The organism is Glycomyces sp. YM15, from assembly GCF_016918015.1.
Taxonomy (GTDB): Bacteria; Actinomycetota; Actinomycetes; order Mycobacteriales; family Micromonosporaceae; genus Glycomyces.
Window position 1 is genome coordinate 80,804 of record NZ_JAERMK010000022.1, and the last position, 14,972, is coordinate 95,775.

The window sequence follows — 14,972 nt, forward strand, 5'->3', positions numbered from 1 at the left end:
GACCGGTGTGTCTTCGATCGAGGGGTGCCTGTTTCCGGGATTCAACACCTTCCGCCGTTTCAGGCGCGATGTCTCTCATCTCGATTCCGTTCAGCATCGACCTGAGAGAGGTCTCATGACCACCTATATCAACGTTCAACAGCTCCGTTTCCTCTGGCCGGAGGGCGAACGCGTCTTCGACGGGCTCGACGCCGTCTTCTCCGACGGCCGCACCGCGCTCATCGGCGACAACGGCACCGGCAAATCGACCCTGCTCAAGCTCGTGGCCGGTCTGCTCAAGTCCGAGTCGGGCACGATCTCGGCCTCGGGGCTCATCGAGTACCTGCCGCAGGAGCTGCCGCTCCGCTTGGGCGACACCGTGTCCGACCTGCTCGGCATCGCCGGGAAACGCCGTGCGCTGGCCGCCATCGAGGCCGGTGACGTGGACGAGGCCAACTTCAACGTGATCGGCGAGGACTGGGACTTCCTGGACCGCTCCCGCGTGGTCCTCGACGAACTCGGCCTCGACCACGTGGGCTTCGACCGCACCGTCGGCACGCTGTCCGGCGGCGAGTCGATGCTCGTGGGCCTGGCCGGCCGCCTCGTCCGACGCCCGGACGTGCTGCTCCTCGACGAGCCGTCCAACAACCTCGACGGATCGGCGAGAAAGCGCCTGTACCAGGCGATCCGGCGCTTCAACGGCACCCTCGTGGTCGTCAGCCACGACCGGGCGCTGCTGGAGCACGTGGACGCCGTCGCCGAACTCTACAAGGGACGAATCCGCGTCTTCGAGGGCAACTACAGCGTCTACGAGCAGGCCATCGAGGCCGAGCAGGAGGCCGCCGCGCGCGCCGTGCGCGACGCCAAGCAGGACCTCACCCGCCAGAAGAAGGAGCTCATCGCCGCCCGCAGCCAGAACGACAAGGGCGCCTCGTCGTGGCGCCGCGAGCAGGCGCGCGGGGGCACGCCGAAGATCCTGCTCAACGCCAAGAAGAACGCCGGTGAGGTCTCCTCCGCCAAGCTGCTCAACGCCAAGCTCGAGGACGTGGCCGAAGCCCGCGACCGGCTCGACGAAGCGGAGGAGAGCCTGCGCGACGACGGCGGGATCCACATCGACCTGCCCGAGACCAACGTCTCCACCCACCGCGACATCGCGATCATCAAGGGGCTCAAAGTGAGCGACCTGTACGGAGACGGCCTCGGGCTGCACCTGCGCGGTCCCGAGCGGGTCGCGGTCACCGGCGACAACGGCGCGGGCAAGACCACGCTGCTGCGCGCGATAGCCGATGCCGCCCGCGTCCCGCACGGGTTCCTCACCCAGCGGCTGGAACTGCTCGACGACGACGCGAGCGTGCTCGACAACGTGCGCGCGAAAGCCCCCGACGCCGCAGAGAAGGTCCTGCGGACCCGCCTGGCCCGCTTCGGAATGCGCCGCGACGCGGTCTTCCAGCTCGTCTCGACCCTCTCCGGCGGCCAGCGCCTGCGGGCGGCCCTCGCCACGGTCCTGTCATCGCAGCCCGCGCCGCAACTGCTGCTGCTCGACGAGCCGACGAACAACCTCGACATGAGCTCGATCCGGCAGCTCCAGCAGGCGCTCACGGCCTTCCAAGGCGCGCTCGTGGTCGTGAGCCACGACGAGGCGTTCCTCGACGGCCTGGGCCTCACCCGCCGGGTGGAGCTGACGCGCGGCGAGGGGATCGCCGTCGACGTGCCGGTGGCGGCCGCCGTGTGAGCCGCGGCGGTCGTGTCCACGCCGGACACGGCCGCCGCAATCCCGCGGCGGCGCCACCCTCGGACCGATACTGGGTTCGCCACTGACGAAGGAGCGCCATGTCGATCCGAGCCCTGACCGCCGCCGCGGTCGTCCTGACCGGAGCCCTCGCGGGCTGCGGCGGCGAGGACCCCACGAGTGACGACCTGGGCGGGGCCTGGACCGCCGCGCTCGATGTGACGACCGCGTGGAGCGAGATCGCCCCACGGGCGACCGGCACCGCCGACGTCTCCTCGGTCGGCAGCACCTCGGTGCGGCTCGCCGTCACCGGCCTCGCGGCCGCTGCCGAGTACACGGCGCACGTCCACGACGGCGGATGCGACGAGGACCCGCCCGGCGGCGGTCACTGGCTCGCCGACCCCGGCGGCGAGGACGCGGCCGGGAACATCATCGAGCTGTCCTTCACGACCTCGGAGTCGGGCGTCGGCTCGGCCACGGTCTCGAGCGACCTCGTTCCCGACGACCGTGCCAAGAGCGTCGTCGTCCACGCCCCGGAGGCCCTCGCCGCTTCGGAGGGCGCGGACTCCGACCGGGTGCTCTGCGGGGACCTCGAGGCCGACTGACCGGTCCCGGTCACTGCGGGGCTTAATGGATGGCGCGCGGGCGGGCCGCCCGCGTATCCTTGACGATCGTCATGCCCAGCAGCGTCCCTGAATCCCGCACCAGCCTGCGCGAGCGCGTCTTCGCCCTGCGTACGGCCGATCAGCGTGCGCTGCGCCGCCGCCTGCGCGAGGCCCGCGAACTCGAAGGCCCGGCCCGCTCCGAGGCCTTCGCGAAGCTCGAGGCCGAGGTCGAGCGGAAGGAGGCGGCGCTGGCGGCCCGCGCCGCGGGCGTGCCGAAGATCGTCTACCCCGAAGCGCTGCCGGTGTCGCAGCGCAAGGACGACATCCTCGAGGCGATCCGCGACAACCAGGTCGTGATCATCGCCGGCGAGACCGGCTCGGGCAAGACCACGCAGATCCCGAAGATCTGCCTCGAACTCGGCCGCGGGGTCCGCGGCATGATCGGGCACACGCAGCCGCGGCGGATCGCCGCCCGCGCGGTGGCCGAGCGCATCGCCGACGAGCTGGGGTCGCCGCTCGGGGAGGCCGTGGGCTGGAAGGTCCGCTTCACCGACCAGGTGTCGGACCGCAGCTACGTCAAACTGATGACCGACGGCATCCTGCTCACCGAGATCCAGCACGACCGGCTCCTGAGCGCCTACGACACGATCATCATCGACGAGGCGCACGAGCGCAGCCTCAACATCGACTTCATCCTCGGCTGCCTGCGGCAGATCCTCCCCAAGCGCCCCGACCTCAAGGTCATCGTCACCTCCGCCACCATCGACCCCGAGCGCTTCGCCAACCACTTCGCCTCGCCTGACGGCCCGGCCCCGATCCTCGAGGTCTCCGGCCGCACCTACCCCGTCGAGATCCGGTACCGGCCCCTCCGCAACGAGGACGGCGAGGAGCAGCGCGACCAGACCGACGGCATCCTCGACGCCGTCAACGAACTCGGCCGCGTCGGCGACGGCGACATCCTCGTCTTCCTCTCCGGCGAGCAGGAGATCCGCGACACCGCCGACGCCCTCGAGAAGGCCAAACTCCGCCACACCGAGATCGTCCCGCTCTACGCCCGGCTCTCCGCGCAGGAGCAGCACCGCGTCTTCTCCTCCCACAGCGGCCGCCGCATCATCCTCTCCACCAACGTCGCCGAGACCTCCCTGACCGTGCCGGGCATCCGGTACGTCATCGACGCCGGGTACGCGCGCATCTCCCGCTACTCCGCCCGCACCAAGGTCCAGCGGCTCCCCATCGAGGCCATCAGCCAGGCCAGCGCCAACCAGCGCGCCGGCCGCTGCGGCCGCGTCGCCGAAGGCGTCTGCATCCGCCTCTACTCCGAGGACGACTTCAACGCGCGGCCCGAGTTCACCGACGCGGAGATCCTGCGCACCAACCTCGCCAGCGTCATCCTGCAGATGACCGCCGCGAAGCTCGGCCGCGTCGAGACCTTCCCGTTCGTCGACGCCCCCGACTCGCGGAACATCAAGGACGGCATGGACCTCCTGGTGGAACTCGGCGCGCTCGAGGACGTGCGCGGCGGCGAGCGGCGTCTGACGAAGGCCGGACGCGACATCGCGCGCCTGCCCATCGACCCCCGCCTGGCCCGCATGATCCTCCAGGCCCAGCACGAGGGCTGCGTCCACGCCGTCGCCGTCATCACCGCCGCGATGTCCATCCAGGACCCGAAGGAGCGCCCGGCGGACAAGCGCGCCCAAGCCGACCAGTCCCACGCGCGCTTCAACGACCCCGACTCCGACTTCTCGGCGTTCCTGAACCTCTGGCGCTACCTCGAGGACGAACGCCGTGGCCGCTCCTCGAGCGCGTTCCGGCGCATGTGCAAACAGGAATACCTGCACTACCTGCGCATCCGCGAATGGCAGGACCTGGTGCGACAGATCCTCGGCGTCCTCAAGAGCCTCAAGATCCCGATCGAATCCCCCGACACCACCCCCGACCCCAAGCGCGTCCACACCGCGCTCCTGGCCGGGCTCCTCTCGCACATCGGCGTCAAAGAGGCCGACACCCGCGAATACCTCGGAGGGCGAGGCGCCAAGTTCGCGATCTTCCCCGGCTCGGGCCTCGCCAAGAAGCAGCCGCGCTGGGTCGTCGCCGGGGAGCTCGTCGAGACGAGCCGCCTGTGGGGCCGCGTGTGCGCCAAGATCGAACCCGAATGGGTCGAACCACTCGCCGAGCACCTCAGCAAGCGCACCTACTCCGAACCGCACTGGTCGAAGAAGGCCGGAGCCGTGCTCGCGTTCGAACGCGTCACGCTCTACGGCGTCCCGATCGTCGCCCGCCGCAAGGTCAACTTCGGACGCATCGACGTCGAGACCAGCCGTGAACTCTTCATCCGCCACGCCCTCGTCCAAGCCGAATGGGACACCCACCACAAGTTCCTGGCGCGGAACCTCGCCAAGATCAGCGAGGTCGAAGACCTCGAGAACCGGGTGCGCCAGCGCGGACTCCTCGCCGACGAGCAGACCCTCTTCGACTTCTACGACGAACGCCTCCCGGCCGACATCGTCTCCGGCCGCCACTTCGACGCCTGGTGGAAGAAGGAGAAGGACAAGACCCTCCTCGACTTCGACGAGCAGCTCCTCCTCGGCGACCGCGCCGAAAGCGTCGCCGCCGACTCCTACCCCGAGGTCTGGACCTCCGAAGGCGCCGACCTCGAACTCGACTACGAGTTCGAACCCGGCTCCGCCCGCGACGGCGTCACCGTCGCCGTCCCCCTCCCGGCCCTCCCGCAGCTCGACCAGGACGCCTTCACCTGGCAGGTCCCGGGCCTGCGCGCCGAGTTCGCCGAAGCGCTCATCAAGAGCCTCCCGAAGTCCCTGCGCCGCAGCTTCGTGCCCGCCCCCGACTTCGCGAAGGCCGCCGTCGCCCGCATGGCCCCCGCCCCGGGCCGCCCCATGATGGCCGCGCTCGCCGACACGCTCAAGTCGATGACGAACGTGCACGTCCCCGAGGACGCCTTCGACCTCGCCAAGGTCCCCGGGCACCTCCTCGTCACCTTCCAGGTCAAGGACGAGGACGGCAAGGTCCTCGCCGAAGGCAAGGAGCTCGGCGCCCTCCAGCGCCAGCTCGCCCCCAAGACCCGGGAGGTCGCGTCCGAGGCCTTCGAACTCGAACGCACCGGCCTCAAGACCTGGGACTTCGAGTCCCTGCCGAAGCTCCACGAGACCCCGCGCAAGGGCTACACCGCGAAGGCCTATCCGGCCCTCGTGGACGAAGGCGGCAGCGTCGGCGTCAAGGCCTTCCCCGACCCCGGGACGCAGGCCGCGAACATGTGGGCCGGCACCCGCCGGCTGCTGCGCCTGAACTGCCCCGACCCGCGCTTGAAGACCGTGCTGACGCAGAGGGAGCAGCTCGCGCTGGCGACCGGCCCGTATGCGAATGTCGATGCGCTGCTCGCCGACTGCGTGCGCACGGTGCTCGACAAGGTGCTCATCGAAGGCGGCGGCCCGGCCTGGGACCGAGAGGGTTTCGAGGCGCTGTTGAAGCGCGCGAAGCCCGAGGTCGCGGGCGAGTCCGCCGCTGTGGCCCGCAAGGCCGCGGCGGTGCTGACGGAGGCTCGCGAGGCGTCCCGCCTCCTTGAGGGCAAGTTCGCCCTGAACGTGCTCCCCGCGTTGAGCGACATGCGCCGCCAGCTCGAAGGGCTCGTCGGTGGGGACGGCTTCGTCGGCTCGACCGGCTGGTGGCGCCTCGACGACCTGCTCCGCTACGTGAAGGCCATCGGCTTCCGCGCCGAGCGCGCGGTCGCCGACGTCGCGGGGGACCAGGGGAAGATGGCCGTGATCCAGTCCCTCGAGGCCGAACGGGACGCGCTGGCGCGCGCCCGTCCCGCCGCACTGCGCTCGGGCGAGGGCCGCGAGGTCCGCTGGATGCTCGAAGAGCTGCGCGTGAGCTTCTTCGCCCAGCAGCTCGGCACCCGCTACCAGGTGAGCGAGAAGCGCATCAGGAAGCTCCTGCAGACCCTCTAAAGAGTATTCACGCGCGCGTTGTCACACCTCGGGTGCATGATCGAACTCCGGTGTACGCCGCGCACGGTACGGCGAACACCACCACAAAGGTGATGTCACAAACGCATCAATATGACATCATGATCTCGGGCGCACGCCCGGAAACCAGAACCCTTCCACACGACACCACTCCGAAGGAGGACGAAGTGTCGCAAGACAACGCCATCGAAACCGAGGGCCTGACCAAGCACTTCGGCGATCTCGTCGCCCTCGACCAGGTCGACCTCGCGGCCCGGACCGGGACCGTGCTCGGCGTCCTCGGCCCCAACGGCGCGGGCAAGACCACCATGGTCCGCATGCTCGCCACCCTCTCCGAACCCACGGCCGGGACCGCCCGCGTCGGCGGCTACGACATCGTCAAGGACGGCGCGCAGGTGCGCACGTTCATCGGCCTCACCGGCCAGTTCGCCGGCGTCGACGAGCTGCTCACCGGCGAGGAGAACCTGCGGTTCATCGGGCGTCTGCTCGGCATGCCCACCCGGGACGCCAAGGCCCGTGCGCGTGAGCTCCTCGCCCAGTTCAACCTCTCCGACGCCGCCGAGAAGCCCGCGAAGGCCTACTCCGGCGGCATGCGGCGCCGCCTCGACCTGGCCGCGAGCCTGGTGGGCCGGCCCCGGATCCTCTTCCTCGACGAACCGACCACGGGACTCGACCCGCGCGCCCGCGGCGAGCTGTGGGGACTCGTGCGCGGCCTGGTCGCCGACGGCACCACCGTCCTGCTCACCACGCAGTACCTCGAGGAGGCCGACCAGCTCGCCCACGAGATCGCCGTGATCGACCACGGCAAGGTCATCGCCACCGGCACGCCGACGCAGCTCAAGGCGAAGATCGGCGGTCAGAGCCTGCGCATCCAGCCCGAGGAGCACGCCCGGCTCGAGGCCGTGCGCGGCCTCGTCGCCGAGCGCTTCCCCGAGCTCGAACCCATGGTCGAGGCCGGGGCGATCACCGTCGGCGTCAACGACGACGGCATCATGCCGGCGCTCGCCGCCGACCTCCGCGACCGCGGCATCGCGCTCACCGAGTTCCACCTCGGTCTCTCCAGCCTCGACGAGGTCTTCCTGACCCTCACCGGCCGCCGCACCGAGACCGACGCCGCCGCCGAGAACGAGGAGCCCGCGAAATGACCGCCGCAACCGTCGAAGCCCCGGTGATCCACCGGCCCGGCCCCGGCGCCACCGTCAGCCAGGTCCTGTCCATGGCCTGGCGGCAGATGGTCCGCATCAAGCACAACCCGTTCGAACTCGTCGACCTGAGCCTCAGCCCGATCATGTTCCTGCTGCTGTTCGTCTACGTCTTCGGCGGCCAGATGGCGGGATCCACTTCGGACTACCTGCAGTACGTCCTCGGCGGTTTGATCGCCCAGAACGCGATCTTCCTCACGATGTACACCGGCACCGGCATCAATGCCGACCTGCGCAAGGGCGTCTACGACCGCTTCCGCTCGCTGCCGATCGCGCGTTCCGCCCCGCTGGCCGGGAAGATCTTCGCCGACATGTTCAAGCAGGTCTGGTCCATCGTGGTCATGCTCGGACTGGGCCTGCTCATGGGCTTCGAGCTGCGCACGGTCGCCGGCGCGTTCCTCGCGGCCCTGGTCCTCGTGGTCTTCGCCCTGGCGATCTCCTGGCTCTCGGTCCTGATGGGCGTGGTCGCCGACTCGGAGGAGAAGGTCCAGATCTACGCGTTCGTGATCATCATGCCGCTGACCTTCACGTCCAGCGCCTTCGTGGACATCAACACGATGCCCGGCTTCATGCAGGCCTGGGCCAAGGTCAACCCGGTCACGCACCTCGCCGACACCATGCGGGGGCTGCTGTCGTTCGGCCCCGTCACCGAACCGCTGATGTGGACGTTCGTCTGGGCCGCGGCGATCTTCGCCGTCACCGCCCCGCTCGCGATGCGCGCCTACCGACGCAAGATGGTCTGACGAGCGGGCGCCGGGCGGGGAAGACGGGGCGAGATGACCGGAGAGCGGCGTCCGGGCGACCTCTTCGAGGGCCACCCCGAGGGTCTCGCGCTCTTCGAGGCCGTCGCCGCAGCGGTGGCCGCGATCGGCGAGGTCGAAATCCGGACCGGTAAGAGCCAGATCGCGTTCCGTCGCCGCAGGCCCTTCGCGTTCGTATGGCGGCCCGGCCAGTACCTCGATTCGACGGTGCCGGCCGTGCTGTCGATCGCGCTTCCCGAACGCCTCGACTCCGATCGTTTCAAGGAGGTGGTGCATCCTTCGTCGAACGTCTGGATGCATCACCTCGAACTCCTTGGGCCGGAACCGATCGACGCCGAAGTGCGGGCCTGGCTCGAGACCGCCTACCGCGCGGCGGATTGAACCGGGCGGTGCAACCTTTCGGACCGTTCAGGGCATATATGAAGCGACAAGGCATCGGACCTACGGAAAGGCGACCATCATGGCCTCATTCAAGCGTTCGGCGATCGTCGCGGCCTCGGCCGCGGCGGTGCTCCTCCCCGCGACCGCGGCCGCCGCGCAGGAACCGGAGATCCCGGCCGAAGGCTGGGAGTACTCCGAGCAGTGGGACTTCGTCGAGGACGAGTTCACCGCGGAAGCCCACGACGAGACCGAGGAGGCGCTCGCCGAGCACTTCGAGGAGTGGACCTTCGACGCCTCGCTGCCGATGAAGCGCCTCCAGAACTACTTCATCGACGGCCAGAACGAGACGCCGGTGCAACGCAAGTTCCGCGCCGACTTCTACGTCGACCAGACCGGCGAGGGCCTGGAGACCGCCCTGTACCTGCCGGGCGGGATCACCACCGGGATCCAGGACGTGTCGGACGGCGAGTTCGACATGCACTACCTCCTCCACTGCCGCGAGGGGGACACCGAGTGCGCCGAGGTCGAGCTCGATGACGGCACGGTGGTCGCGTGGACGACCGACACGACGTACATCGAGGCCGCCGCGTTCTTCCCCGACGGCTCCGTCGCCACGGTGTGGTGGGGTGACATGGACGGCGACGAAGTCGACGTCACGGTCGACCAGATCGCGGGCCTCGCCGCCGACCTCGACACCGAGCCGGTCTGGGAAGCGCTGAAGGCCGACTCGGAGTCCTAGGCGCTGCTTCGAGCCCCGCATCGAGGGAGTCTCGGCATTGCGACACCGCGGCCCGGCGCGACATGCGCCGGGCCGCGGTGCTGCAATGCGACAGGATCAGACTCGGGCGAGCACTTTCGGCTCCATGGCCTCGATGCGCTCGGGCGCCTTCGGCTTCGCCTGGAGCTGCGCGGTGACGGTCGCCGCCAGGGCCACCGCGAAGCCTGCGGTCTGCCAGGTCGAGAACGTCTCGCCCAGCACGATCCAGCCGACCGTGGCCGCGGTGAGCGGGGAGAGCAGCCCCAGGAAGCTCAAGGGCACGATCGAGAGCCGGCCGATGCCGCGGAACCACAACCAGTAGCCCAGCGCCGTGTTCACGAGACCGAGGTAGAGGTAACCGAGCAGGTTCACACCGGTGAGGGCGGGGATCGCGCCTTCTACGGCGAAGGCCAGGGGGATGAGCAGGAGTCCTCCCGCGGTGAGCTGCCAGCCCGCGAGGGCGGCCGGGCCCGCGTTCGTCGGGATGCCCCAGCGCTTGGTCAGGGTCACCGCGACCGCCATGGCGACCGCGCCGCCGATGCCCGCCGCGGCGCCGATCGGGTCGAGCGCCGCTTCGGCCGTCAGCACGACCATCGCCACACCGCCGACGCCGGCCAGGCCCAGCAGCCAGGTGCGCAGGCGCACCTTCTGGTGCAGGATCAGGAGCGTCGCACCGGCGGTCGCCAGCGGGCCGACGGCCGCGGCGACCGCCGCGACGCCGCCCGGGAGCCGGTAGGTCGCGATGAAGAGCAGGGCGAAGAACGCGGCGATGTTCAGCGTGCCGATCACGACCGACTTCCACCACCAGGAACCTCTCGGGAGCCTTCGTGACAGGAGTATGAGCAGGAGTCCGGCGGGGAGCGCCCGCAGCATCGCGGTGAGGAAGGGGCGGTCGGCCGGGAGGAATTCGGTGGTCACCACGTAGGTGGTGCCCCACATGACGGGGGCGAGGGCCGTGAGGAGGAGGTCCTTGGTGCTGCGGTTCATCGTGGCTCCTTAGGAGGTAGCTTGATGAAAAGTAGCTTACTCTCAAGCTACTCTTTGTCAAGATACTCGTGGTTGAGTTAGATCACCCTGAGGTACTTCCGCGACCGAAAGTCAGGTGGGCCAGAATGATCCCCATGACCGACGCCGTGGAGCCCGATGCCGTTGACCGGATCACCGAGCAGTGGCACCGCGAGCTGCCCGACCTCCCGCTCGAGTCGATGGCGATCTTCGGCCGCATCCACCGGATCTCCACGAAGCTCGGCGAGCGGCTCCACCGCCTCTACGCCCAGTACGGCATCGCGCGCAACGAGTTCGACGTGCTCTCGGCCATCCGCCGCTCGGGCGAACCGTTCACCTTGTCACCCAAGGAGATCAGCGCGAGCCTCATGCTCAGCTCCGGCGGGCTCACCGGCCGCCTGGACAAGCTGGAGGCGGCCGGGTTCATCGAGCGCCTGCCCGACCCCGCCGACCGACGCGGCCTCAAGGTCCGCATGACCGAACAGGGCCGCGAGGCGATCGAGGCCGCCGCGCGCGCCGGTGTCGAATTCCACGCGGAGAAGCTCTCGGTCCTGAACGCCGAGGAGCGCCGCCAACTGGACGCGCTCCTGCGCAAGCTGCACGCGAACTTCGAGGATCAGCCCTTCGGCTAGGGCCCGTCCGGACCGCCGCCGGGGCGGCTGTTCGCCGCCCGGTTCACTGGCGCATGTCGATGTCGTACTCCAGCACGTCGTAGACGACCACGGGAGGCGGCAGGCTCGGCCCGGCCGCCGCGACCGGCGCCTGCGGCTCCGGCGGCGGGGGAGTCAGCGCCTTGCAGCGCTCCAGCGCCGTCCGCATGGTCGCCTCTCCGAACGGGCTGTGCGCCAACGCCTCCTCCTCGGTGATGAACCCCTGCGCCACTTCGCCGCACAACCGCGCCATCTCGGCCAGGTCGCGCGCCTGCGCCCGCGCCCACCAGTAGTCGGCCGGGTCGCCATGGCCCGGGACGACCACCTTCGGCTTCCAGCTCAGCAGGTACTCCACCGCCTGCGGCCACTCGTACGGGAACGCCCCGTCGTACGAGGGCGCCGCGCCGTTCTCCAAGATGTCGCCGGCGAACAGGACGCCCGCGTCGGGCACCTCGATCACCATGTCGTTGTCGCTGTGCGCCAATCCCACTTGGCGGAGTACCACCGTGCGCCCGCCCAGGTTCAGTCCGATCGCGCCCTGCACCCGGCAGTTCGGCGGCACCAGCTTCGTCCGGGCGACCCGCCGCGCGTCGTCCTCGCGGCCGTCCCGGCGGGACTTCGCGGCCCAGGCCGCCCGCTGCTCATCGCCGAAGCGGATGTAGTGCGCGCCGTCCGCCACGGCCCAGACGGTGGACTCGCCGAACGCGGAGGTCCCGAACCAGTGGTCGAAGTGGTCGTGCGTGTAGGCGACCTGCCACGGCAGATCGGTCTTCTCGCGGATCGCCGTCGCGTACTCGAATCCGGCCTCGGCATTGATGCCGGTGTCGATCACCAGGCAGCAGTCGTCGCCGATCACCAGGCCCAGCGTCTGGTCGAGTTCCCTCAAGCGCCGCGCCCACACGCGCGGGGCCACCTCTGTCCACCGATCACTCATGGGCGCAATGGTATGCGGTCCCGGCGCTGACACATCGACGCCGATCACCGTCTTCACCGTGGGAGCGAGACCCGTCGCTTTGCGGAGGGGCCGCCGGGAAGCGCCTTCCGGGCAGGTTCTACGTTCGTTTCGGATGGCGTCGAAATCTTCGATCAGGGTCCTTGAACGCGGCGGGGGAATGCGGCGCAATGCGCCTCTGCATCCTGTTTCGTACCTCTCTCCAGGACACGGTTCGATCACGGAATGACCCGGTTTGGCGAGCTTTCCACTCGTGTAAGTTTTCGAGGGTGAAATAAACCCCCTCACCTGTACGAAGGAGTACCTCCCCCATGCAACTCAGTCGTCGCGGCCTGCTGTACGGAACGGCAGGCGTCGCAGCCGTATCGCTCGCCGCATGCGGCGCGGGCGGGGAAACGAAGCCGCTCACCGGGTTCACAGGCATCGCCATGCCCACCACGACCTCCGAGCGGTGGGTGCTGGAGGGCGCCGACCTGGAGAAGCGCCTGCAGGACCTCGGCTACAAGACCATCCTCGAGAACGGTGAGGACGACATCCCCACCCAGATCGGGCAGATCCAGTCGATGATCGACCAGGGCGTCGAATTCCTCATCATCGCCGCCATCGGCAACACGTCCCTCGGCGAGGTCCTCGCGAAGGCCAAGGACAAGGGCGTCACGATCATCTCCTACGACCGCCTCATCCTCGAGACCCCCGACGTCGACTACTACGCCTCGTTCGACAACAACCAGGTCGGCGTGCTCCAGGCCAAGCACATCATCGATAAGCTCGGCCTCGACCAGGACACCGACGAGACGTTCAACATCGAGCTGTTCTCCGGCTCCTCGGACGACAACAACTCCCAGTACTTCTTCCAGGGCGGCCTCGACACCCTCGAGCCCTACATCTACAGCGGCAAGGTCGTCATCCCCTCCAACCAGACCGAGCTGGAGTTCACCGCCACCGACAAGTGGAGCCGCGCGGTGGCGCGGGAGCGCATGACCGGCCTGCTCGACGAGTTCTACAAGGACCAGCCGCTCCACGCCGTGCTCTCGCCGTACGACGGCATCAGCCGCGGCATCGTCGAGGCCCTGGTCGCCGCCGACTACGAGCCCGGCTCGGACGAATTCCCGGTCATCACCGGCCAGGACGCCGAACTGCGGTCCCTCAAGGCGATCAAGGAGGGCACCGGCCAGACCGAGACGGTGTTCAAGGACACCCGACTGCTCGCCGGGGTCACCGTCGACATGGTGAAGTCGATCGTCGAGGGCGGCAAACCCGAGGTGAACGACCTCGGCACCTACGACAACGGGTTCAAGTTCATCCCCGCCTACCTCCTCGACCCGCTCAATGTGACGGTCGACAACTACAAGGAGGTCGTCGTCGACTCGGGGTACGCCACCGAAGAGGCGATCGACACCGCCCCGGCCGACGAGGACTGAGGCCTCCGAAGGGGACACCATCTGGACGGCCGGGCATCTGCCCGGCCGTTTCACTGTGTCCAGTCGGTTCTCGTTGCGCCACATTCGGTTACCGCCGTCCCGTTATGCGATCGTTATGCGACCTCTCCTCGCATCGGGGCGTGTCTCATTTGGTAAGTTGCCGAAGCCGGTCGAACTCTCACACCCTCGACCGCCCGGCTCCGATTCCCCCCAATGCAAGAGCATCCTTAGGAGAACCATGAACCGTACCCTCAAGCGGGTGCTGGGACTGAGCGGCAGCGTCGTCCTCGGCCTCGCAGGAGCGGTAACCTTCGCTTCCGCCGCCCAAGCCCACCACTCCGACTACTGGGGCACTTCCGCGTGCAACGAGGACGGCACCTGGACCGTCACCTGGGAGGCCACCGACGGCACCTGGCATGGCAGGCCCGATGACCTCGTCGGCACCGTCCAGTCCTGGGCCGTCGACGGCGACGTCGCCGGCGACCTGTTCATGGCAGATGCGGCGCTCCCCGCCCACGGCTCCGCCGACACTCTCAGCGGCACCCAGGTCGTTCCCGGCAACGTCGACACTGTGAGCCTTTCACTCACCGTCAAGTGGGCGAACTCGGACTACGAGAAGGTCGAAACCGGCCAGCCCTTCATCGTCTCGCAGCCCGAAGGCGGCTGCGACACCACGCCGGAGGAACCCGAGCCGGGCTTCACGATCGACAGCGACGTCGACTGCGTCGGCATCTGGGTCTGGGCCGAGAACACCAACCCCGAAGCGCTGGCGGAGTTCACCTTCGTCTCCAGCGACGGCGAAGAGGAGAGCTACACTCCCGAAGCCGACGGAGAGGACGGCTTCGGCTGGTACTTCTACGTCGAAGACTTTGAGGCAGGCCTCTCGGTCGACGTCCTCGTCGACGGCGACCTGGTCGAGACCTTCGAGTGGTACGACAAGGAGCTGTGCTCCTACATCGCGGTCGAGGCCGACTGCGAGGGCCTGACCTTCACGCTGAGCGTGCCCGAGGACGGCGAAGAGACCTACTTCGAGATCTGGTCGGACATCGCCGAGGAGCCCCTGACCTACACGATCGCCCCGGGCGGCTCCGAGAGCGTCCCGCTCGCCATCGACGTCCAGGAGGAAGTCTGGATCTCGTACTACATCGAGGTGCCGAAGGACGCCGTCTACGGCGACTTCCTGTGGACCCCGTGCGACGAGGAGACCCCTTCGCCGAGCGAGACCCCGTCCGCTCAGCCGCAGCTGCCCACCACCGGTAGCTCGATGACGATCATGATCGGCTCGGCCGCCGCGCTCATCGTGGCCGCCGCCGCCATCTTCCTGATCATGCGCCGCCGCCGCGCCGCGCAGGACTGGTAGACACCACGCGGTTCGAGGGCTTGAGCCCGACCGCTTAGAGGAAGGGCCGCACAGTTCGCACTTGGGTTCTAGGAGTCGTTGCAACACCTTGATCTACAAGGGATTGCGATGGACTTCCAGATCCGTCAGAACCGGACCAAAGCTCAGGGCCCGAGGAAGCTGACCGCGGAGCGGCATGCTTTCCTGC

Annotated in this window: 12 protein-coding genes; 10 read left to right on the top strand and 2 right to left on the bottom strand. The window is 68.8% G+C overall.

Features of this window, described 5'->3' with window-relative positions:
- The first annotated feature begins 115 nt into the window (after positions 1-115).
- The 7 genes from JHY01_RS21385 to JHY01_RS21415 all read left to right on the top strand — a co-directional run bounded on the left by JHY01_RS21385 (position 116) and on the right by JHY01_RS21415 (position 9,379).
- Complete coding sequence (locus JHY01_RS21385) at positions 116-1,711, top strand: ABC-F family ATP-binding cassette domain-containing protein (protein WP_205327726.1); 1,596 nt, start codon at positions 116-118, stop codon at positions 1,709-1,711.
- A gap of 98 nt (positions 1,712-1,809) precedes the next feature.
- Complete coding sequence (locus JHY01_RS21390; RefSeq protein WP_205327727.1) at positions 1,810-2,313, top strand: hypothetical protein; 504 nt, start codon at positions 1,810-1,812, stop codon at positions 2,311-2,313.
- 71 nt (positions 2,314-2,384) lie between these two features.
- The gene (gene hrpA, locus JHY01_RS21395; protein WP_240193066.1) at positions 2,385-6,278 is read left to right on the top strand and encodes an ATP-dependent RNA helicase HrpA; all 3,894 of its coding nucleotides are present in this window, start codon (positions 2,385-2,387) and stop codon (positions 6,276-6,278) included.
- 185 nt (positions 6,279-6,463) lie between these two features.
- A complete protein-coding gene (locus JHY01_RS21400) occupies positions 6,464-7,441 on the top strand; it encodes an ATP-binding cassette domain-containing protein (protein ID WP_307814519.1) in 978 nt (325 codons plus the stop codon).
- Positions 7,438-8,241, top strand: coding sequence for an ABC transporter permease (locus tag JHY01_RS21405; RefSeq protein ID WP_205327730.1), 804 nt, complete (start codon positions 7,438-7,440; stop codon positions 8,239-8,241). Before JHY01_RS21400 ends, JHY01_RS21405 begins: the two co-directional genes overlap by 4 nt.
- A 33-nt stretch (positions 8,242-8,274) precedes the next feature.
- Positions 8,275-8,640 carry a DUF5655 domain-containing protein gene (locus JHY01_RS21410; protein ID WP_205327731.1) on the top strand — a complete coding sequence of 122 codons (366 nt, stop codon included), beginning with the start codon at positions 8,275-8,277 and terminating at the stop codon, positions 8,638-8,640.
- Positions 8,641-8,719: 79 nt separating this feature from the next.
- Positions 8,720-9,379: a hypothetical protein gene (locus JHY01_RS21415; RefSeq protein ID WP_205327732.1), complete on the top strand. Its 660-nt coding sequence runs from the start codon at positions 8,720-8,722 to the stop codon at positions 9,377-9,379.
- Positions 9,380-9,475: 96 nt separating this feature from the next.
- On the opposite strand, the gene JHY01_RS21420 is transcribed toward JHY01_RS21415, so the two are convergent.
- Positions 9,476-10,384: an EamA family transporter gene (locus JHY01_RS21420; RefSeq protein ID WP_205327733.1), complete on the bottom strand. Its 909-nt coding sequence runs from the start codon at positions 10,382-10,384 to the stop codon at positions 9,476-9,478.
- Positions 10,385-10,518: 134 nt separating this feature from the next.
- Here JHY01_RS21420 and JHY01_RS21425 point away from each other — a divergent pair, with 134 nt between their 5' ends.
- A complete protein-coding gene (locus tag JHY01_RS21425; RefSeq protein ID WP_205327734.1) occupies positions 10,519-11,034 on the top strand; it encodes a MarR family winged helix-turn-helix transcriptional regulator in 516 nt (171 codons plus the stop codon).
- Between the two features lie 43 nt (positions 11,035-11,077).
- Here JHY01_RS21425 and JHY01_RS21430 read toward each other — a convergent pair whose 3' ends face one another.
- Positions 11,078-11,986 (bottom strand): MBL fold metallo-hydrolase, encoded by a 909-nt coding sequence (locus JHY01_RS21430; RefSeq protein WP_205327735.1) that lies wholly within the window; start codon positions 11,984-11,986, stop codon positions 11,078-11,080.
- A 329-nt stretch (positions 11,987-12,315) separates the two neighbouring features.
- Between JHY01_RS21430 and JHY01_RS21435 the strand changes: the two genes are divergently transcribed.
- Both JHY01_RS21435 and JHY01_RS21440 read left to right on the top strand, forming a co-directional pair.
- Entirely contained in the window at positions 12,316-13,425 is a 1,110-nt protein-coding gene (locus JHY01_RS21435) for a sugar-binding protein (RefSeq protein WP_205327736.1), read from the top strand.
- A 238-nt stretch (positions 13,426-13,663) separates the two neighbouring features.
- The gene (locus tag JHY01_RS21440) at positions 13,664-14,785 is read left to right on the top strand and encodes an LPXTG cell wall anchor domain-containing protein (RefSeq protein WP_205327737.1); all 1,122 of its coding nucleotides are present in this window, start codon (positions 13,664-13,666) and stop codon (positions 14,783-14,785) included.
- The last annotated feature ends 187 nt before the right edge of the window (positions 14,786-14,972 follow it).

Bases quoted from the DNA above. Each gene is read 5' to 3' on its own strand.
- JHY01_RS21385 (WP_205327726.1), top strand. From the start codon at position 116: ATGACCACCTATATCAACGTTCAACAGCTCCGTTTCCTCTGGCCGGAG.
- JHY01_RS21390 (WP_205327727.1), top strand. From the start codon at position 1,810: ATGTCGATCCGAGCCCTGACCGCCGCCGCGGTCGTCCTGACCGGAGCC.
- hrpA (WP_240193066.1), top strand. From the start codon at position 2,385: ATGCCCAGCAGCGTCCCTGAATCCCGCACCAGCCTGCGCGAGCGCGTC.
- JHY01_RS21405 (WP_205327730.1), top strand. From the start codon at position 7,438: ATGACCGCCGCAACCGTCGAAGCCCCGGTGATCCACCGGCCCGGCCCC.
- JHY01_RS21410 (WP_205327731.1), top strand. From the start codon at position 8,275: ATGACCGGAGAGCGGCGTCCGGGCGACCTCTTCGAGGGCCACCCCGAG.
- JHY01_RS21415 (WP_205327732.1), top strand. From the start codon at position 8,720: ATGGCCTCATTCAAGCGTTCGGCGATCGTCGCGGCCTCGGCCGCGGCG.
- JHY01_RS21420 (WP_205327733.1), bottom strand. From the start codon at position 10,384: ATGAACCGCAGCACCAAGGACCTCCTCCTCACGGCCCTCGCCCCCGTC.
- JHY01_RS21425 (WP_205327734.1), top strand. From the start codon at position 10,519: ATGACCGACGCCGTGGAGCCCGATGCCGTTGACCGGATCACCGAGCAG.
- JHY01_RS21430 (WP_205327735.1), bottom strand. From the start codon at position 11,986: ATGAGTGATCGGTGGACAGAGGTGGCCCCGCGCGTGTGGGCGCGGCGC.
- JHY01_RS21435 (WP_205327736.1), top strand. From the start codon at position 12,316: ATGCAACTCAGTCGTCGCGGCCTGCTGTACGGAACGGCAGGCGTCGCA.
- JHY01_RS21440 (WP_205327737.1), top strand. From the start codon at position 13,664: ATGAACCGTACCCTCAAGCGGGTGCTGGGACTGAGCGGCAGCGTCGTC.